21 protein-coding genes and 2 pseudogenes are annotated in these 19,860 nt (G+C 36.6%); 18 read left to right on the plus strand and 5 right to left on the minus strand.

What is annotated here, in order from left to right; genetic code table 11:
- The first annotated feature begins 18 nt into the window (after window positions 1-18).
- From AC1M83_RS06235 to AC1M83_RS06280, 10 genes and pseudogenes are all read left to right on the plus strand, one after another.
- On the plus strand, window positions 19-732 hold the full coding sequence (locus AC1M83_RS06235; protein ID WP_092768994.1) for a tetratricopeptide repeat protein: 714 nt from the start codon (window positions 19-21) through the stop codon (window positions 730-732).
- Window positions 733-842: 110 nt separating this feature from the next.
- Window positions 843-3,044, plus strand: a pseudogene (locus tag AC1M83_RS06240) (RHS repeat-associated core domain-containing protein); the annotation flags it as partial.
- Window positions 3,044-3,331, plus strand: coding sequence for a hypothetical protein (locus tag AC1M83_RS06245; protein ID WP_481590251.1), 288 nt, complete (start codon window positions 3,044-3,046; stop codon window positions 3,329-3,331). The pseudogene AC1M83_RS06240 and the gene AC1M83_RS06245, both read left to right, overlap by 1 nt.
- Window positions 3,332-3,425: 94 nt before the next feature.
- Window positions 3,426-4,067: a tetratricopeptide repeat protein gene (locus tag AC1M83_RS06250; protein WP_481590252.1), complete on the plus strand. Its 642-nt coding sequence runs from the start codon at window positions 3,426-3,428 to the stop codon at window positions 4,065-4,067.
- Window positions 4,068-4,274: 207 nt separating this feature from the next.
- A pseudogene (locus AC1M83_RS06255) lies at window positions 4,275-4,797 on the plus strand (RHS repeat domain-containing protein); the annotation flags it as partial.
- 69 nt (window positions 4,798-4,866) lie between these two features.
- Window positions 4,867-5,277 (plus strand): tlde1 domain-containing protein, encoded by a 411-nt coding sequence (locus tag AC1M83_RS06260; protein WP_481590333.1) that lies wholly within the window; start codon window positions 4,867-4,869, stop codon window positions 5,275-5,277.
- Window positions 5,278-5,295: 18 nt separating this feature from the next.
- Complete coding sequence (locus AC1M83_RS06265) at window positions 5,296-5,649, plus strand: hypothetical protein (RefSeq protein ID WP_481590253.1); 354 nt, start codon at window positions 5,296-5,298, stop codon at window positions 5,647-5,649.
- A 157-nt stretch (window positions 5,650-5,806) separates the two neighbouring features.
- Window positions 5,807-6,217, plus strand: coding sequence for a transposase family protein (locus tag AC1M83_RS06270; RefSeq protein ID WP_481590254.1), 411 nt, complete (start codon window positions 5,807-5,809; stop codon window positions 6,215-6,217).
- On the plus strand, window positions 6,165-6,449 hold the full coding sequence (locus AC1M83_RS06275) for a transposase (protein WP_481590255.1): 285 nt from the start codon (window positions 6,165-6,167) through the stop codon (window positions 6,447-6,449). Before AC1M83_RS06270 ends, AC1M83_RS06275 begins: the two co-directional genes overlap by 53 nt.
- A 76-nt stretch (window positions 6,450-6,525) precedes the next feature.
- Entirely contained in the window at window positions 6,526-6,636 is a 111-nt protein-coding gene (locus AC1M83_RS06280; RefSeq protein ID WP_481590256.1) for a hypothetical protein, read from the plus strand.
- A 233-nt stretch (window positions 6,637-6,869) separates the two neighbouring features.
- Here AC1M83_RS06280 and AC1M83_RS06285 read toward each other — a convergent pair whose 3' ends face one another.
- A complete protein-coding gene (locus tag AC1M83_RS06285) occupies window positions 6,870-7,649 on the minus strand; it encodes a ferredoxin--NADP reductase (protein ID WP_035267346.1) in 780 nt (259 codons plus the stop codon).
- A 105-nt stretch (window positions 7,650-7,754) separates the two neighbouring features.
- Here AC1M83_RS06285 and tsaA point away from each other — a divergent pair, with 105 nt between their 5' ends.
- The 5 genes from tsaA to AC1M83_RS06310 all read left to right on the plus strand — a co-directional run bounded on the left by tsaA (window position 7,755) and on the right by AC1M83_RS06310 (window position 12,996).
- Window positions 7,755-8,474, plus strand: a complete 720-nt coding sequence (gene tsaA, locus AC1M83_RS06290; RefSeq protein WP_481590257.1) for a tRNA (N6-threonylcarbamoyladenosine(37)-N6)-methyltransferase TrmO — start codon at window positions 7,755-7,757, stop codon at window positions 8,472-8,474.
- A 128-nt stretch (window positions 8,475-8,602) separates the two neighbouring features.
- Window positions 8,603-10,360 (plus strand): type IV pilus assembly ATPase TfpB, encoded by a 1,758-nt coding sequence (gene tfpB / locus AC1M83_RS06295; protein WP_035267342.1) that lies wholly within the window; start codon window positions 8,603-8,605, stop codon window positions 10,358-10,360.
- A gap of 108 nt (window positions 10,361-10,468) precedes the next feature.
- On the plus strand, window positions 10,469-10,840 hold the full coding sequence (locus AC1M83_RS06300; RefSeq protein WP_373683345.1) for a NirD/YgiW/YdeI family stress tolerance protein: 372 nt from the start codon (window positions 10,469-10,471) through the stop codon (window positions 10,838-10,840).
- 146 nt (window positions 10,841-10,986) lie between these two features.
- Window positions 10,987-11,652 carry a response regulator transcription factor gene (locus AC1M83_RS06305; protein ID WP_481590258.1) on the plus strand — a complete coding sequence of 222 codons (666 nt, stop codon included), beginning with the start codon at window positions 10,987-10,989 and terminating at the stop codon, window positions 11,650-11,652.
- Between the two features lie 9 nt (window positions 11,653-11,661).
- A complete protein-coding gene (locus AC1M83_RS06310; RefSeq protein ID WP_322853435.1) occupies window positions 11,662-12,996 on the plus strand; it encodes a sensor histidine kinase in 1,335 nt (444 codons plus the stop codon).
- Window positions 12,997-13,097: 101 nt separating this feature from the next.
- On the opposite strand, the gene hemP is transcribed toward AC1M83_RS06310, so the two are convergent.
- On the minus strand, window positions 13,098-13,268 hold the full coding sequence (hemP, locus tag AC1M83_RS06315) for a hemin uptake protein HemP (protein ID WP_035267337.1): 171 nt from the start codon (window positions 13,266-13,268) through the stop codon (window positions 13,098-13,100).
- Window positions 13,269-13,404: 136 nt separating this feature from the next.
- Here hemP and AC1M83_RS06320 point away from each other — a divergent pair, with 136 nt between their 5' ends.
- The gene (locus tag AC1M83_RS06320; RefSeq protein ID WP_092767173.1) at window positions 13,405-14,307 is read left to right on the plus strand and encodes a thiamine phosphate synthase; all 903 of its coding nucleotides are present in this window, start codon (window positions 13,405-13,407) and stop codon (window positions 14,305-14,307) included.
- Between the two features lie 31 nt (window positions 14,308-14,338).
- Here the strand turns inward: AC1M83_RS06320 and AC1M83_RS06325 are convergent, their stop codons facing one another.
- Together AC1M83_RS06325 and mrcB are read right to left on the minus strand one after the other, a co-directional pair.
- Window positions 14,339-14,908: a tetratricopeptide repeat protein gene (locus tag AC1M83_RS06325; protein WP_092767171.1), complete on the minus strand. Its 570-nt coding sequence runs from the start codon at window positions 14,906-14,908 to the stop codon at window positions 14,339-14,341.
- Window positions 14,909-14,934: 26 nt separating this feature from the next.
- Complete coding sequence (gene mrcB / locus AC1M83_RS06330; protein ID WP_481590259.1) at window positions 14,935-17,331, minus strand: penicillin-binding protein 1B; 2,397 nt, start codon at window positions 17,329-17,331, stop codon at window positions 14,935-14,937.
- Between the two features lie 227 nt (window positions 17,332-17,558).
- Here mrcB and AC1M83_RS06335 point away from each other — a divergent pair, with 227 nt between their 5' ends.
- Both AC1M83_RS06335 and AC1M83_RS06340 read left to right on the plus strand, forming a co-directional pair.
- On the plus strand, window positions 17,559-18,500 hold the full coding sequence (locus AC1M83_RS06335; RefSeq protein ID WP_481590260.1) for an NAD(+) kinase: 942 nt from the start codon (window positions 17,559-17,561) through the stop codon (window positions 18,498-18,500).
- Window positions 18,501-18,502: 2 nt separating this feature from the next.
- The gene (locus AC1M83_RS06340; protein ID WP_035267325.1) at window positions 18,503-18,769 is read left to right on the plus strand and encodes a YeaC family protein; all 267 of its coding nucleotides are present in this window, start codon (window positions 18,503-18,505) and stop codon (window positions 18,767-18,769) included.
- Between the two features lie 50 nt (window positions 18,770-18,819).
- Here the strand turns inward: AC1M83_RS06340 and AC1M83_RS06345 are convergent, their stop codons facing one another.
- Complete coding sequence (locus tag AC1M83_RS06345) at window positions 18,820-19,821, minus strand: glycosyl transferase family protein (protein ID WP_481590261.1); 1,002 nt, start codon at window positions 19,819-19,821, stop codon at window positions 18,820-18,822.
- Window positions 19,822-19,860 lie beyond the last annotated feature (39 nt).

Below are 19,860 nucleotides of genomic sequence, written 5' to 3' on the forward strand. Positions count from 1 at the left end.
TAATGTAGAAGGTTAAGTATGAAAAAAATAAGTTGTGTTATAATTTTTTTAAGCCTTTTATTTATAACGGCATGTCATAATTCTTCTAAAATAACACAAGATAATCAGAAATATGAAGTGCTTATTAAAAAAGCAGAAGGTGGTGATACTGTTGCCCAGTACAATTTAGGAGTTTTATATTTAAACGGAGATAATAATTTCAAGAGGAATATTAATGATGCTATATTTTGGTTAAATAAAGCTGCTGAAAATGGTGATTCTGATGCTCAATATAATTTAGGAGTAATTTATAGTAATAATGAATATGGACAATTACAAGATTTGGAAAAATCAAAAAATTGGTATGTTGTATCAGCTCAGTTAAATAATTCTAAAGCATTGAATAATCTTGCAAACTATTATAGGGATGGTATTCAAGTTCCTAAAGATTTAGAAGTGGCTGTAGAAATGTATAGATTATCAGCTAATCAGGGATATTCTGTAGCACAAGTTAATCTAGGAAGTATGTACTTAAATGGATATGGAATTGAAAAAAATATTCATAAGGCATTTGATTTGTTTAAATTAGCAGCTGAACAAGATGATCCTGATGGTCAATATTTAATAGGCAGTATGTATGCTGAGGGACTAGGTGTAAAAAAAGATATCGAATTAGCTAAATTCTGGATAAAGAAATCAGCAGATCAAGGTAATTTAGCTGCAAGACAGCGATTGAATAAGTTGGAGAATTAGGTTCTTTTTAGTCTATTCAGTAATATAGCTTTCAAAAAATAACTTTTATTTATAAAATTAGTAAATGAAAGTTTAGGTATATGATGTTTTAGAATTTTTTTTGAATCAATATATTCCACCAAAACCATGCAGAATATGTATTCGAATACAACAGTTATGGTTATCTCACACGAGAACAAGCCTTTGATGGTGAAGAAAAACACTATAGTTACGATGAGCTTGGTCGACTTAGCCACATTCAACAACCGAATATCATCACACAATTTGGCTACTATGAAGACGGACAAATTGCGTCAAAAACCTACATCCACCGCGAAAGCAAACAACACCAAACAGAAGAGTTTACTTACAATCTGAATAGCCAGTTAATTCAAGCAAAGAACCAACAGAGCCAAAACGACTTCTACCATAATGCGATAGGACAATTGGTTAGAGAACACCAACACTACCAAGTGCCAAATCTGAAACCAATGACTGCAGTACTACGCTATGAATACGATGAACTCGGCAATCTCATCAAAACTGTTCGTCCGGATGGTCAGGAAATTAGCCACTTAACTTATGGATCAGGACATATCTACGGTATTGCCCTAAATAAAAAAGACATGGTTGGTTTTAAACGTGATGACCTACACCGAGAAACAGAACGTTACCTTGCCAATGGTTTAAGCCAAAGCAACCAATACAACGACGTTGGATTACTGATTGCACAGCGCATATATGTAGAACAAGAAACAGCCAATAGAACACAACATCAGTCACAACGCCAATACACTTATGATGCCAACTATTTGTTGACTCAAGTTCAAGATAGTCAAAAAGGTAAACTTAGTTATCAATACGATGAGATTGGTCGCTTAATACAAGCGCAAAGCTCAAAGCAAACTGAACGTTACCATTTTGACCCAGCGGGCAACTTAATAGATCCAGTTGCAACGCAAAGTGCAGAAATCAAAAACAACTTGGTGAAACACTATCAAGGCAAACACTACAAATACGATGCCCAAGGTAATGTGATTGAAACCCAGCAGGCAGATCAACAGTTGAAACTGAAGTGGGACAACTTAAATCGCTTAATCGAAAGCGACCACAACGGGCAAATCACTGAATACGGCTACGATGTCTTTGGGCGACGCCTGTATAAAGCCAACAAAGCAAATAACAGCCTGACCTTATTTGGTTGGGATTGTGATTTAATGATCTGGGAATCAAAAACCAGTTTATATCCAACCGATAAAAACAACATAGAACAAGGCAAGCAAAGCTATACCAAACACTATATTTATGAGCCAAATAGCTTTGTACCTCTATTACAAGCAGGGTATCAAAGTTTCATTAAATTGATAGAAACACCGAATTACGAAAGATTTAAAATAGAACCCTACTCAATCCATAAAGACCCAGTATGGCGAACGGATACAAGGAAGAATAGAGCAGAGTTAGAACGGATTACGTTTTACCACTGTGACCAAGTGGGAACACCTCAAGCCTTAAGTAATGAGCAAGGGGAATGTATTTGGGAGTTAACGCTGAATACATGGGGACAAACACAACAGATCAAAGTGAACCACCAAGAGAACCAATTAGAACAAAGTGATATCCGTTTCCAAGGGCAATATTACGATGAGAAAACAGGATTACATTACAACCGTTACAGATATTACGAACCATTTTGTGCGCGCTATGTAAGCAAAGATCCGATCAGTCTATTAGGTGGTTTAAATAACTTCGCTTATGTAAGTGATCCGAATCAGTGGATAGATCCACTGGGGTTGGATGAAACTCTTGGTAGCGCTATGAGAGAGGCATTTGTTGAACGCATTCCTGGAGCAAAAATACCAACTAGACTTAAGGATGCACCAGAACTATATCAAATGACTGATAGGGTACTAACTGGTATGAATGTAAACGCTACTGCTGCAGCTTTAGTTGGTGTAACAGCATCTGCAGGCTATGATGGTAATGGGAAGTATAATGTTAGAGGCGGAAATGCATACGGAGTTGCTTTGGAAGTTACTTCAACAAGAGAGGTTATTAATGCGGGTACGCAAACAGATGGTAAATATTATGAATTGTGTGCTAGCGCAGGACTAGGATTAGCAGTACAAACTTGTGTTGGTTATTCAAGGGGGGGAGGGATTTATGGAAATGCTTCAGTGGGTGTGGGATTAGGAGCAGCTGTAAGTGGAGTAAGTGGGGAGAAAAGATCAAAAAATGCCTTGGCTCCTGAAACAAAAATTGATTATGATCAAATTAGGCAAAATCAAAGAATGCTTCCAACAAAACCTTTAGATTTCGGGGGGCTAAGATAATGACTGATGGTTTAATTGTTTTAATTTTTATTTTGAGTTTGCTTTTTTTTATAATAAGTTTTTGTTTGGTTCGGTTTTATTTGTATAAATATCTTTTAGAAAAAGGAGAGGTTGAAAGTTATATTGATTTTAACTTAAAAAGTATAAATCATATTGTATATATAAAAAAAATTTTATTTAAAGGAGGGGGTGGTGGTTATTATAGTGAAAAAATAAAATTTTTTTATATAGTGCAAATAGTATTTTTGGTCATGTTTTTAATTTCTATATTTGTTATGTTGAGGTGATCTTTGATTAAATTTTTGTTTATATTTTTATTTTCCCCTTTTTTTTGTATATGCAAACTGTATTGATATTGATTATTCGATAGCGGATAAAGTTATGGAGAATAGTTTATATAATTTACAGGGAAATAATAAGAAAGTTAAATATAATATTAACAAAATGAATGATAATTTTTATAAAAGTTATTATTATGGTTATTCTTATTTGGTTGGGAATAATGTTCTAGTAGATTATGAAAAGGCTGAGATTTTTTTAATAGAGTCAGCTAAATATTGTTTTTCGCCGGCACATTATTCCTTAGGTTTTTTGTATCTAGAAAAAAATGAGGTTGAAAAAGCTAAGAAGTGGTTTTTGTCTGCCAAAAACTTGGGAGATAGTTTAGGGGCTTATAAATTGGCTTTAATTTATAGAGATCAAAATAATAGTAATAAAATGTTGGAAAACTTAGAGTTTTCAGTTGAAAACCATTTCTTGCCATCAATTACTGAGCTTGGAGTACAATATTACGATGGAAAGATAATTCGGAAAGATAATAATAAGGCGTTCCATTATTTTCAACTGGCTGCTAATATGAATGATTCATTAGCACAAAATAATTTAGCTTGGATGTATGAGCATGGAGAAGGTGTCGAAAAAAATATGGTTAAAGCTAAATATTGGTATAAACTCTCGTTGAGTAATGGATTTTTATTAGCTAAAGAAAACTTAGAAAGACTAGATGTTTTAAATCAAAATTAGTAAATTTAAAGCCTATTGATATTGTATTTTAAAAAAATGAAATAGTAGGCTAGAATTTTTATTGTGTTTATGGCTTTGTTGCACAAAGCTATTCTTAAGGGCTTCTTCAGCCATATAATTTTCAAATGAAGAAGTTTACACACAAAATCTACCGCACAACCAATTGGCCTGCATATAACCGAGCACTCATTAGATAAAAACAACACAGAACAAAGCAAGCAAAGCTATACCAAACACTATATCTATGAGCCGAATAGCTTTGTAACGCTATTTAAAGCAGGGTATCAACACTTTTTTATCCAACTGATAGAAACATCGAATTAAGAAAGATTTAAAACAGAGTCATACTCAATTCATAAAGACCCTGTTTGGCGAACAGACACAAGAAAAAATAGAGCAGAGTTAGAACGAATTGCGTTTTACTACTGTGACCAAGTAGGAACACCTCAATCCTTAAGTAATGAACAAGGCGAATGTATTTGGGAGTTAACACTGAATACATGGGGACAAACACAACAGATCAAAGTGAAGCACCAAGAGAACCCATTAGAACAAAGTGATATCCGTTTCCAAGGGCAATATTACGATGAGGAAACAGGATTACATTACAACCGTTACAGATATTAATAGTGCACGTTATATATCAAAAGACCCGATTGGACTACTGGGGGGTATTAATACTTCGGCTTATGTAAATGATCCGAATCAGTGGGTCGATCCAAAGGGGTTGCAAGTTGGAATAGGATTTAGTAGTAAAAATAATACAATGATTATTACAGATGTTGATACGAAAGAATCAATGAGGATAGGTGCTTTCACTGGTGGTCATATTAGTCAAGAGGGAGTATTTAACGCTAATGGAAATAATTACGAAAAACCAATACCACCAGGATCATATTATATAACGGAATATCCTAATCCAGACAGACCGAATAATAATCATTGGTACGGGTTATTAAAAATTGATGAAAAAATAGATGATGAGACTATAGACCAATATGGTAATAAACGATTCGGTTTTCGCCTTCATCCGGGTACTGTTAGTCATGGTTGTGTAACAATCAGTAGTTTTGATCAACAAGGGAGAGAGAGTTGGGGTAAATTAAAGGAAATGCTTGACAAAACATCGACTTCAACGATTGAGTATGAGGATAAATGGTACAGAAAGAATAGACAGCTTAAACTTTATGGAATATTACATGTTAAATAAATTAGAATGGAATATGTTATGATTTTAAAAAAAATTTCTTACATTTTTTTTGTATTAATTTTGGCTATATTGATATTATATTTAGCTTTATTATATAAATTTAAATCGATTGATTCGAGGTTTCAATTAGAGTCATCTAAAGTTTTAATGTCTTTTTTCCTTAAAGATTTTTATTTATTTGGTGGGTTAGAAAAGCAGTCATTAGAAATTGAAAGAAAAAATCAAAAAGACCAAGATGATTTTTACTATTCAATAATAATATTGGGCTCAAAAAATTTAGAGTATAATGGTGGTGGTTTGTTGCTTTTAAATGAATTATTATCAAAGAGGGATAATACAAATTTAATTCTAAAAATAAAAAAATTAAAATGAGTAAGGGTTATGAAAGTCTTAATAAAAAAGATAAGGATTCAATAAATTATTGGGAAAATATATTATTAGAAAATAATAGCTCTATTAGATCTCTTTCATAAATCAAAAAAAGATCTATCCCTTGCTGACTATTTGTACCGAATAATTTTAAATCTTCATGCATAATTTGCGAACGAAATACATCGACTCAAAGAAGCTTTCTGAAACACAGTTTAAGCGATATACAGGTATCTCATGGTCAACCTTTGATTTAATGACTGAACAGCTAAAAATGCTTGTACCTGCTAAAGGTAGACCATCTAAGTTAAGTGTAGAAGATCAAATCCTTCTGTGCTTAAGTTATTGGCGTGAATACAGAACCTTATTCCATGTTGCAACAAGCTTTGGTGTGTCAGAGCCTAGTGCTTCAAGAATCGTCCGCCACGTAGAGAATTGCCTGATCAAGTCCAATCTATTTAATTTACCCAAGAGTTTGCCTGAAGGCGAAGGTATCGACTGGAATGTGGTGATCGTAGATGCCACAGAAATTCCAATACAAATACCTAAAAAAACAGAAGAAAAGCTATAGTGGCAAGAAGAAGGCACATACTTTCAAAGTACAAGCCATCATCCACTATAAGACTCAGCAAATTCTGAGTTTATGTACGAGTCGTGGTGCAGTACATGATTTCGAGCTCTTCAAACGTAACCTGAATCAAATTCGTAAAGGGTCTTTTATCCTTGCAGATAAAGGCTATCAAGGGATTTATACGGTGTATCCAAATAGTCTATTGCCATTAAAAGCAAAAAAAGCACTGTAAACTAGAACCTGAGCTAAAAGTTTACAATCAAGAAATCAATAAAAGAAGAATTGGGATTGAGCATGTATTTGGGACTTTGCAGACCTTCAAAATCCTTGCTGAGCGATATCGTAATCGAGGCAAAAGATTGGGATTAAGATTCAGTTTAATCACAGGGATTTATAATTTAGAACTGATTAAAAAATGATTTATGAAAGAACCCTATTGTTTACTAGTATTAAAGTTAATACATTAGAAACTAAGTGTTAGTGATTACTGTGCATGTTGAATATCTGAAATGACGATATTGCTTCTAGTTCAGCATTGCTGAATAAAGTTACTACAGAGTTAAATCAAGATAAAATCGATTTAAATAATAGGAAAATAAAACACTCCATAAAAAAACCGAGCAAAAAAGCTCGGTTTTTAATGTACAAGTTTTTATTTTTCAACAAAAGCACGTTCAATCACATAATCACCAAGAACACCCATACGTGGAGATTCTTTTAAGCCATGTTGATCAAGAAGTGCAGCTACATCGTCGAGGAATGCAGGAGAACCACATAACATTGCACGGTCAGTTTCAGGATTAAAACGAGGTAAGCCGATTTTCTCGAAAAGAGCACCAGTTTCAATCGCAGTTGTAACACGACCTTGAGTATGAAAGTCTTCACGTGTAACTGTTGGGTAATAAATTAACTTTTCTTTCGCACCAAGTTCCCCAAAGAACTCATGGTTTGGAATTTCATTTTGAATAAGGTCTTGATACGCCAATTCTGAGATATAGCGTGTACCGTGTACAACGATGATTTTCTCAAAACGCTCATAAGTTTCTGGATCACGGATAGTTGAAAGGAAAGGAGCTAAACCAGTACCTGATGATAAAAGATACAAATTTTTACCAGGATTTAAATCATCAAGAACAAGTGTACCAGTCGGTTTTTTAGAAACTAAAATTTCATCACCAACTTTTACTTTTTGTAGGATTGATGTCAAAGGACCATCTGGAACTTTAATAGAGAAAAACTCAAGTTCTTCTTCATAGTTCGCGCTAGCAATCGAATACGCACGCATTAAAGGCTTGCCATTGACTTCTAAACCAATCATCACAAATTGACCATTTTTAAAACGCAATGCTGTATCGCGAGTCGTTTTAAAACTGAATAATGTGTCATTCCAGTGGTGTACGTGAGTAATCTTTTCGACGTTAAAAGCAGCCATTAAAGGTCTCAATAAATTATCAAATTAGAACAGCTTGCTATTCTAAACTAAAACCATTCTCGATAAACTGAATATATTTAATTGAGCTTATCAAAAAAAGTGATTATGAATGAGCTGACTTTACCTGTGATTGGTATAATGAGATCTCCCTACAAAGAAAAGTTTGGTATTCCACGTCAGCCAAATTTAGTAAATGTTGAAAGTTATATTGAACTATTGGCGCCATATAATGATGAATTGGCTTTTGAAGGTATACATGATTTCAGTCACTTATGGCTGATTTGGCAGTTTCACGATAATAAAAATCAGAATAATCAAAAATTTAAGCCTCAAGTCAGACCACCACGTTTAGGTGGAAATAAAAAAATGGGGGTCTTTGCGACAAGAAGCATGTACCGTCCAGCACCTATCGGTATGTCAGTCGTACAATTCAAAAAACTTTTTAAAGAAGGTGATTCTTTGAGATTGTATGTGTCTGGCAGTGATTTACTAGATGGAACACCCGTTATCGATATCAAACCATATATTCAATATTCTGATGCCGTGGTTGAGGCGACGAGCGGTTATGCACAGGATAAGCCAATTCAAAAAAAAGTTGTTTGGTCAAAAACTGCTGAAATTCAGCGAAATCAACTGTTGGATCAACAATGTGTCGCTGAAAGTTTAATCAAGGAATTGGAGCAAGTTTTGTCATTTGATCCAAGACCATCTTATCAAAATGATCCTGAGCGAATTTATGGGCTAAGTTTCGGCCTCTTAAATGTCAAATTTAAAGTGGATACTGAGGTTGAGATCGTTGCACTGGAACTTTGTGCAAACGAATAAATTGTTGGACTGATGTATTTAAAGCTGAATTTGATCTAATGAATTTAATTGTAAATTCTGAATAGGCTAAAGGCTAATGTTGAATAAAGAATTTGCTATAGTTGGGCTCAAGGAATGGGGCAATTTGAATGAATTTTAATTTTGAAATTGATACAACATGGTGTTTAGAACAACTACTAAAAGATGGTCGTATTTTAGAGCGAGATAAGTTGCTCATACAAACCCGACACCGCCAAAAAGATCAATTTAAATGGCATCCATTGCAGTGGATTGCTCATTTTGAATTGGTAGATCAAGTTCAACCTCAACATAAGTTAACATTGCAACGCTTATGTGAGTGGTTAGCATTAAAAACACAACTCCAATATTATGTGATCGACCCGCTTAAAGCAGATGTTGCAGCACTGACTCAGGTCATGTCACAAGAATATGCATTCAAAAATAAAATTCTTGCTGTGGAAGTGCATCCTGATCAGATCTTAATTGGTACAGATCAACCATTCTTGGATGATTGGGTCAAGAATTTAGAAAAGAGCTTAAGTCCTAAAAAAATTGTTAAGGTTTTATTGAATCCAGAGCAGTTACAACGTTACTTGATTGAATATTATCAAGTGAGCCGAGCAGTAAACTCCTCTCAATATTCAGGAGCTTACGACCGACAGAGCCGAGGTGTTGAATCCCTTTTACAATTGGGTGATAGTCAAAATCCTGATGCCAACGATCAGCACATCGTAAAATTAGTCGACTGGTTGCTTCAATTTGCCTTTGAACAGGGTGCGAGTGATATTCATCTTGAGCCTCGTGCGGAGAAAGGACGTGTTAGATTCCGTATCGATGGTGTGCTGCATACGATTTATAACATGCCTAGCAATACACTCACGGCAGTAATTTCTCGTATTAAAATTCTGGGTCGTATGAACGTTGCAGAAAAACGACGTCCTCAGGATGGGCGTTTAAAAACGCGTACACCTAAGGGTCAAGAAACTGAACTGCGTTTATCAACTCTGCCTACTGCAGCAGGCGAAAAAATGGTAATGCGAATTTTTGATCCTGAAGTATTAGTGAGGAGTTTCCAACAACTGGGTTTTGAAGGAAAACTGCTAGAGCAATGGAATGCCATTACCAAAAATAGTCACGGCATCATTTTAGTGACAGGTCCAACTGGTTCAGGTAAAACCACAACCCTGTATTCATCAATGAAACAACTTGCGACTGAGCAATTAAATGTTTGTACGATTGAAGATCCTATCGAGATGATAGAGCCGAGCTTTAATCAGATGCAGGTAAACCCTGCAATTGATCTTCATTTTGCCGATGGTGTACGTGCCCTCATGCGCCAAGATCCAGACATTATCATGGTAGGGGAAATCCGAGACCAAGATACAGCGAATATGGCGATTCAAGCTGCGTTAACAGGTCATCTCGTACTTTCAACACTTCATACAAACGATGCACCTTCAAGCTTGACTCGTTTACATGATCTAGGGGTGCAGCCATTTTTAACAGCGGCAACAATCTTAGGGGTATTGGCGCAAAGGTTAGTCAGAAAATTATGTTCTCATTGTAAAGAAAAACGGGAAATTAATGCTCAAGAATGGGAGCATCTGACCTATGGGTATTTAGTGAAGATGCCTGCTCAAGTGTATCATGCCAAAGGTTGTGAACATTGTCGTCACACAGGGTATAAGGGGCGGGTGGGTATATATGAATTTATGCCTGTGTCTCTAGAAACAAAACAAAAAATCAGTGCTAATCTTAATTTAGATGAATTACGTGCTCACGCAAAAAAAGAAGGTGTAGAACCGTTGCGTATTGCGGGTGCTCGAAAAGTCCTTGAAGGGGTAACGACATTAGAAGAGGTGCTAAGAGTCGTACCACTAAGTTAATTGTCAAAGATTAATAAATATTCATATTTCTTAAGATTCGCTTCAGCATTGTTTGTTTTAATAGCTTTATCGAAACAAACATCACTTGAAAAGGTATAGAAAATGAAAATGTTTAATCAAGCTTTAATTGCGACAGCTTTAGTCGGTGCAACTACATTTGCAATGGCTAATACGGCAGTGAACCAAAGTGCTGTTAATCATGCAGCCATTGCACCACAAGCAATTACGACTGTTAAAAGTGCTTTAACTGCCAAAGATGATACGCCAGTGAAATTAAAAGGCTATATTGTTAAGGCAACTGGTGATGAAAAATATCAATTCCGCGATAGCACAGGTGTGATCACTGTGGATATTGATGATGAACTTTGGCAAGGTAAACCAATCTCTGCAAAAACACCTGTTGTATTAATTGGTGAAGTGGATATTGATTATAAGCCTGCTAAGCGTGTAGAAATTGATGTAGATCAAGTTCAATTTTAATGAGCTATTTACTGAATTGAGTATTTGATTTATGGCTTTTAAGTACTCAAACCAAAAAAACCACATTCTCCAGAAATGTGGTTTTTTTATGCATCTTTTTTTGAAAAACTTTATAGTGAATGAATTGTGGCTTAGTGAAGAGAGACATGCGTATATTATTAGCAGAAGATGATGTGTCACAAGCTGAAAGTATCAAAGCTTGGTTAGAAATGGATGGATATAGTGTTGATTGGGTCGAGCGTGGAGATCATGCGATATTAGCAATTGAGCAGCATCAATATGATTGTTTATTACTTGATCGTGGATTACCGAAAGCAACTGGTGATGACATTCTGACACATTTAAGAAAACACCAACACAATACACCAGTTATTTTTATTACAGCCCAAGACAGTATCCAAGATCGTGTTGGAGGACTTGATTTGGGGGCTAATGATTATCTAGTTAAACCATTCAGTTTAGATGAGCTCTCGGCGAGAGTGAGAGCACAACTACGTACTCAGCACAAAGGCACGTCTCAAATCTTAATGTTTGGATCCGTGAGTTTGGACCCCCAAGCCAAAGTTGTTAAATTAAATTCAGAAATTGTCAATCTCACAGCGAAAGAGTACCAAATTTTATATAAGTTAATGCAACATCCTGAACGTGTTGTGACACGTGAGCAACTAGAAGAGTCCTTATATGCTTGGGGTGATGAAATTGAAAGTAATGCAGTTGAAGTTTTTATTTATCAGATTCGGAAAAAAATAGGCTCAACCATGATTAAAACGATTCGTGGATTAGGTTATCGAATGAATCTAGATCAGACTTAAGGTAGAACAGTGTTGGATCAGCACCCTATTTCTTTACAGAATCGTCTTGTTAAGTCTTCAATGCTCAGTTCGATGTTGGCGGGCGTTGTCGCATTAATTCTTTTATTGGTGATCTCGCTTTACCAGAACATGCAGACCCATGACAATATGATGGATGAAATCGCCGATTTGATTTTGGTCAGTGATATTTCAAGTCATGTGGGAAATGAGTTAGATGATTTAAGTGAACAATTTGATATCAAATATGAATTAAAGCTCGATGAACTTATTTTGATTGAATCGCAAGACCTTGCTTTCAGTCAAATTGGTTCCAAGGTCTTTTTTCAGAATGATCACTTTGGTTTTGTTTGGCTAGAAGGACGATTATTTCGTTATTACAGTGAGCAAAGCGATCAGCAAATTCTAACTATGCTTCAACCCATGTCAGCGCGTGTTGATCAGTTATTCAAAAGTTTGCTGGGCTACGGTGGTGTTCTCATTATTTTATGGGGCATTCAATGGTTTATTCTACACTTTATTATACGACGTCAGTTTCGATCTATTCACCAACTTTCAAAATTAATATCGCAAAAGACCGTTAAGGATTTATCACCGATTACACCTTCAAAACCAGAACTAAAAGAACTGCAACCTATTGTGAGTCAAATAAACCAAATGATGGAGCGTTTAGATCGGGCAATTACTGCGGAACAACGTTTTACAGCAGATGCATCCCATGAATTAAGGTCGCCACTTTCAGCGATTCAAATGCGGTTACAACTTTTAAAACGAAAATACCAGTCTGATCATGAGGATTTGTCACAAGACTTAGAGCAGATTCTAAAAGATGTGAGTAGAGGCTCAAATATTTTAGAAAATTTACTTTTGTTGGCTAGACTTGACCCATCTTCAACGCAAGATGTACCTATACAGTCCATAGATTTAGACCGTTTGACGAAAGAGGTTTTACATTCAGTACAACCTTTGAGCCAAGAAAAAAACATTCAGTTTAAAACTGAGTTAGGAAATCATGCGATTAATGCAAATCCTGAGTTAATGTTTAGCTGCATCCGAAATTTAGTCGATAATGCAATCCGCTATACGCCACCGAATGGAATCGTTGATATTTCAATCAAACAAAATAATAATGAAATTCTATTTGTGATTGAAAATGAAGGTCACGGCATTGAGCAAACAGTAATTGATCGGCTGGGAGAAAGATTTTATCGTAAGTTAGGCACACGTACATCGGGCTCAGGATTAGGATTATCAATTTGCCGTAAAATTGTCGAACTACATCAAGCCGAGATTGTATTTAAGAAATCGGAGTTAGGTGGGTTAAAAGTTGAAATTAAATTTCATTAAAATTAATTATCAACAAATTTGAAGAAATAAAATTAAAGAAGCAGTATGCGCTGATTCATACTGCTTAGTTCCACGATTATTATTATCAAATTTTAGAATTTTTATTTTGTCAAAATGAGTCGATTATTTCGTGTGAGACGAAGGCGATATTCTTCTCCTGCATGCATGATGCGAATTTCTCTGCCTAGAGCAAATAGATTATTTGAGTGAAGCATTGGTAATGCTTGGTGGTTTTCGTTATTACGTGTGAATAAGCTAAATGGTGCGTTCATTCCTTGGACTCCGTGGTATGTGGTGAACGATTTAAATGATAATCATTATCGAATAGGGCTGTCAACGATAATTTTTCTCATTTATAAAAAAACATAAAATGCTTACAATTAAGCACTCATTTTTTGAAAGATAATCATGTCAAAAAAAACTCTTAATGTTTCTATAGCGTTGTTATTCCACAAAAATCAAGTTCTTGTCGGGTGGAGAGAAGTCTCTTTACATCAGGGGGATAAAGCTGAGTTTCCTGGAGGAAAAGTGGAGTTAGGTGAAACTCCTGAACAAGCTTGCAAGCGTGAAGTTCAAGAAGAGGTGGGAATTTTTCTAGATCATGTCTATTTATTCGATATTATTACGCATGAATATGAAGATCTAATCGTAAAATTGCACATTTATCAGGCTTATGTAGATCAGTCTCTACTAGATCATATTGAAAGTCCTTGGACATGGCATGATCGTTCAGCACTAACCATTTTGAATTTTCCTAAAGCCAATGATGCCATTGTTAAACGACTACTCTGGCCGAATAAAATGGCAATAAAAAATATAGATCGTCTCGATACAACCATTGATCTTAATCGAGTTAGCTATTTGAGAACTGAAAATGCTTTAGATTTTGCGCTGCAACTCAACCAGTATAATCAACTGGATCAGCTCATTATCAATCGTGATGTGTGGATAGGATTATCAGAATCAAATCAGAAAAAAGTATTTGCTGTACAATTTAAACATGATCAATTGATGCAATTAAATTCTGATTCATTTATGGAGGAATGGAAGGGCATTAAACGCATCGCATCCTGTCATGACCATTCTAGTGTCAGTCGAGCTGTAGCGTTAGGTTTTGATGCAATATTTTTAAGTCCAGTACTGTGTACAACATCGCATCCTCAGCAAGCACCCTTAGGTTGGACGCAGTTTGAATTGTTATCAAAAGATATACATATACCAGTTTATGCGCTAGGCGGTATGAAGCCTGAATTATTAGATCAGGCCATACAACATGGAGCTTATGGAATTGCTGGTATTCGTGCTTTTTAAAGGCATTAAAAAAGCAAAATTCATGCTTACATCAAAATTTCTTGATTTGGTTTTGTGCTTCTTGGATGAGTTTTTGATTTTTTTGGAGTTGACCTGATTTCAAAATAATTTGCCAAAGTTGTCGCTTCATCGTTGCTGTTTGAGCATAACTGAGACCTCGTTTTGCCAACGATTCAGCATTTTTTGCCTCATTTTTTTGATTGGCAATCATCGCGAGATACATATAGGTCTCTGCAGATTGAGGGGCAAGTCTTTGTGCTTGGAGTGCGGCTTTCTCAGCTTCACTCCATTTTGCTTGACGAAATGCATGATGGGTTTGTTGCATTAGATTTTTAAATGCGGGAAGTTGGCGGCCATCATCGAATTTTTGAGTTGAGCTTTTCTGTTCAGGAATAACAATTTGTAATTGTTCCCGTTTAATCTCGGGTCGATCATAAGGCGTAATTTTAATACCATCGGCATCTTTTTGAGATGGTGTTGTTTTAGTCTCAGCTTGTTTAGGTTTCTGAGACGGTTGTGAGTTTTTAGGGGAGGTTAAAGTTTGGCAACCGCCTAAGAGTAATATGCTGGCGAATAGTACGCTAAAATTCAGTTTTGTCATTAACCTTAACTCCTCCTAAACTTATTTTAAGGATTATAACTTCCACTCGAAAGTACTCGAGTGGCATTCGTATTTAAATCCCGTTCCATTTCTGTTTCGCTCTCACGAATATATTGGTCGATGCTGTCTTCTGCTGGAATTTCTTCTGCATTCGTTTCAGGAACGTAAGTCGGCTCTACTTGGTAGTGTGGTAAGCCACATGCTGTTGCGCGACGAGGAACAGTATATTTAAGTATCGGTACATAGAGCGCACCTTGACAACCTTGTGCTGAAAGCTTACCGCTATTTGAGTCAATCCAATGCCACTGTACTTCATCAGGTTGACGTAAATTGACAGGTTTTTGCTTCAGTTGCTTCATTACGTTGGTCCACACGGGTAAAGCGCCAGATGAGCCCGTTAAGCCTGTCACTTTATTATCATCTAATCCAAGCCAGACAACTGCCAAATGATTACCTGAATACCCCGCGAACCACGAGTCCCTTGTATCATTGGTCGTACCTGATTTACCCGCTAGATTTAGATTCGGAGCGAGGCCGTTATAAGCAGCACGTCCTGTACCTGCCGACATCACACGTTGTAATCCGTAATTTAAAATATAAGCAGCCGATGGGTCGATCGTTTGTTGAACATTTAAACTGTAGCGATTAATGAGCTGCCCATTGGTATCAACAACTGTTCGGATAGATTTTGTAGGATATTTAAACCCTCCAGTTGCAAAGTTGCCATAAATATTCATGATTTCCATAGGCGACATTTCAACAGCCCCTAAGAAAATCGATGGGTAATTTGGAATAGGTGAAGTCACGCCAAACTTCATTAAATGATTGGTAAATGAAGAAAGTCCAAATTCTTGTCCTAAGCGAACTGTAGATAGGTTATACGAATTGGCTAAAGCTTGAACCATTGGGACGTAACCATACGAAGTTCCGCTATAATTTTTGGGTGTCCAAGTCTGATTGCGATCGACTGGCACACTAATTGGCGAGTCTTCGATTGCCGTCGCCCAGTTATAACGACCAGATTCCAAAGCAGTTAGGAAAATAACAGGTTTTAATAATGAGCCTACCTGACGTTTTGCATCAACTGCGCGGTTAAAACCTGTGAAGTCAGATACTGAACCTACGGCTGCAATCAATTCACCATTTTCAGGGTGAGAAACTAATACCGCGCCTTGAAGCTCTTTCAAGCGTGCAGGATTGGTCTTAGACAGTCTTGATACTGAATCTGTAAATGATTTTTGTACTTTGATTTGTGCGATTGGATCTAATGTGGTGAAAATTCGAAGACCTTGTTTCGTTAAATCGCTTTCTTGGTATTCTGTTTTGAGTTGACGACGAACGATGTCTAGGAAATCAGGGAAGCGAGCTGGGCCTAAAGTCGGTTTTTTAATCACGTTTAAAGGTTTAGCTGACTCAGTTTCATATTGCTCTTCAGTCAAATATCCCATGACTAACATATTGTTTAAAACAACATTACGGCGTTTTAATGCACTTTCAGGATTTCTCCAAGGATTGTATAAGCTAGGACCTTGAACGAGTCCGACAAGGAAAGCCTGTTGCGCTATACTCAATTCTCTAAGTGGTAAACCAAAATAAAATTGAGACGCTAAACCATAGCCATTGATCGAGTAATTACCATTTTGTCCTAAATTAACTTCATTCAAATATGCTTCCAGAATTTCATCTTTGTCATAATGAAACTCAAGCAACAACGCCATAAAGGCTTCATTCACTTTACGTTTGATTGTACGTTCAGGGGTCAAATAAAAGTTTTTAACCAATTGCTGTGTGAGTGTAGAACCACCTTGACGCTTACCACCAGTAACGTTGCTTACAACTGCGCGTGCTGTACCACGAAACGAGACGCCGTGATGATGATAGAAGTTGCGGTCTTCAGTGGCAATAAGCGCTTGAATTAAAGGTTTAGGAACACGATTGAGTTTAATGAGAACACGGTCCTCGTTGTGTTGAGGGTAGATTCCCCCAACTAACATTGGTTCTAGACGGGCAATCCCCGTACTCGATGGTTTTGTTGCTTTAATCTCTGAAATTTGACTAGCGCCAAAACTGACTTGGAGGATTTGTTCTGGTTCTACACTATCACCAAAATCGAAGCCACGCGTGTGGACATATATAGTATTGCCTTGAACCAAAAAATTACCTGGCTTGGTATAGTCTTCAGCGTTTTTATAACCCAACAGACCTAGCTCTTGAATGAAGTTTTGTTGCTCAACGGGTGCATTAGCATAAACTTCCAAGGGGCGTGCATATACTTTCGCTGGAATATCCCAACGATTGCCTTCAAATTTATCGCGAATAATATTATCTAAGCGGATTAGATAAATACTAAAAGCCACAAATGCAGAAATCACCAGCACTGAGAAAATCAATGCAATTAAGCCAATACCACGTTCAAACTTCATAGATCAAAAAGCAAAACCCTGTTTTATTGCGCTCATCATGCGAAGCTTTTTTATAATTTGCAATAATTAAACTGTGAATTTATGCCTTTTTTAGATAAATGTAATGATTTATCTAATTCAATATTAAGGAGAAAATTAAGATTTTAAGTTGGGGAAATGTGAAATTATTCGTGAAATTCATAACATGAAACAGGCTTGAAATATGTAAGTCACAGAATGATGATGATATGATACTCAACAATTCATCTGGAGCCGTAGCATACGTGCAACTTTCAGCAAAGTCATTTCGTAATATTGGATTAATTGGACGACCAGATAAATCATCTGTGGTTGAGACTTTAAGTCTAATTCATGACCATTTGATTAGTTTAGGTTTGCATCCAGTTTTTGATTCAGAAACCGCTAAATTGGTCCCTTATAAAAATTCGCAAACGGTCAGTCGAGCTTTATTGGGTGAAATTACAGATTTGGTGATTGTCGTAGGTGGTGATGGTTCATTGCTTCAAGCGGCTAGATCTTTAGTGAAATACAATACTCCCGTCATCGGGGTAAACCGTGGGCGTTTAGGTTTCCTAACAGATATCAAACCGACAGAAGTGTTATTTAAATTAGATCAAGTCTTGAAAGGTGAGTTTCAGCTAGATCGCCGTTTTTTATTAGAAGTCGAAGTTCGTAGTAAAAATGAACTGATTTATGATGCAATAGCATTGAATGATGTGGTGCTGCATTCAGGTAAGTCAGTCCATATGATTGAGTTTGATCTTCATATTGATGGTCAATATGTTTATCGCCAACACAGTGATGGTTTGATTGTATCGACACCTACGGGTTCAACAGCATACGCACTTTCTGGTGGCGGTCCAATTTTGCACCCAAGTATGGATGCGATCGCGCTAGTGCCAATGCACCCGCATACGCTTTCTTCTCGTCCGATTGTGGTGGGTGGTCAAAGTGAAATTAAAATTCAAATTCGTAAGAATCGAGTGTTGCCAATGGTGAGTGCTGATGGGCAACACAGTGTTTCTTTAAATGAAGGTGATTGGTTGCATATTCGCAAACATCCTTTCAAACTTACTTTATTACATCCACCTGGATACGACTTTTATATGGCATGTCGTACCAAACTAGGATGGAATCAAGATTACGATTCATTTCATCAGCAGGACTAAACATGAATATTGAACAAATGTTATCAGTTTTGGATGCAGACATCGTTGCTCGTTTAAGAACTGCCGTTGAAATCGGTAAATGGCCAAACGGTGTAGCTTTAACTCAAGAGCAGCGTCAGATTTCAATGCAAGCAGTCATTGCTTGGGAAGCTAAAAATCTGCCAGAAACAGAAAGATCAGGGTATATTGATAAAGGTCATAAAGAGGAAGGTGATGAATGTGATTCACATGTTCCAGAGCCAGAATTTCAACCTATACGTTTTGTATAATGTTCTATGCTTAAAAAAGACACCTGATGGTGTCTTTTTTTAATCCGAAGTTAAACTCGATGACGTGATTGCCAGTATTCTTGAGCCAAAGTCTGCGCTTGTGTAAATTTATCAGCCACATTCATGGTGTAAAGTGCGATTGCCATAGTTTCAATAACAGCCACCTCTCCGTAAGTATGTTGGGAATCACCTAACCATATTTCTTTGAAAGTATCTAAGTTCAACTCTTCTTCAATTGCTGAACGATCAGCTGTGAGTTTCGGAAGTTCAAGCTCATACAGTTCACCGTCTCGTATACCGCAAATTAAGGTTTTTGCATCTGGGTTTCGTTCAAATTCACCGCCTTCACCTTTAATCACCGCACTGTTAACGTAACCTAATTTGGCGGCAGTCTGTTGATGAGAACTGCGGTACGCAGGGTGAAATATCGCTTGTAAAGTGGCTTTGGCATTGAAGGGATTGATGAGTCGTGAAAGCGTATGAATGGGTGAGCGTAAGCCCATGATATTGCGTAATGCAATTAAGTCACTCAAGGTAGGTGAAATGGCTTCGAGTGGTATATAGGCAAAGTTATGCTGATTCAGTTCTGATGCCACTTCGTTTTCATTTTGACAAATGGTATAACCTAAATACTCTAAAACTTGTTCTGTATATAATCGATTAATGGTATGTCCAGAAGCCCCATGCATTACAATACGATGACCATGTTTTGCTAAGGTTAACGCCGATAAGATAAACCACGGATAGTGTTTGCGTTTCCCCGCGTAAGAAGACCAGTCTAGGTCGACATCAATAGCTCTAAATTTAAGTTGATCACGAGTCGCTTGCACAAAGCCAGCCAGTTCATCTACAGATTCTTCTTTCACTCGTAAAAGCATTAAAAAAGCACCCAGCTGAACGTCTAATACCTCATTTTTTAAAATCATCTCAAATGCTTGATAGGCTTCTTCATAGGTCAGTGATCGCGCACCATTTTTTCCTTTGCCAAGAATACGAACAAATTGCGCAAATGGATGTTCAAAGTCTTTATATAAATTACGTTTTGTATTCATGATCAATGCAGTTGGATGTTCTTAATGACAGTGTAACGT

Source organism: Acinetobacter sp. 25-47-130 (assembly GCF_056779705.1).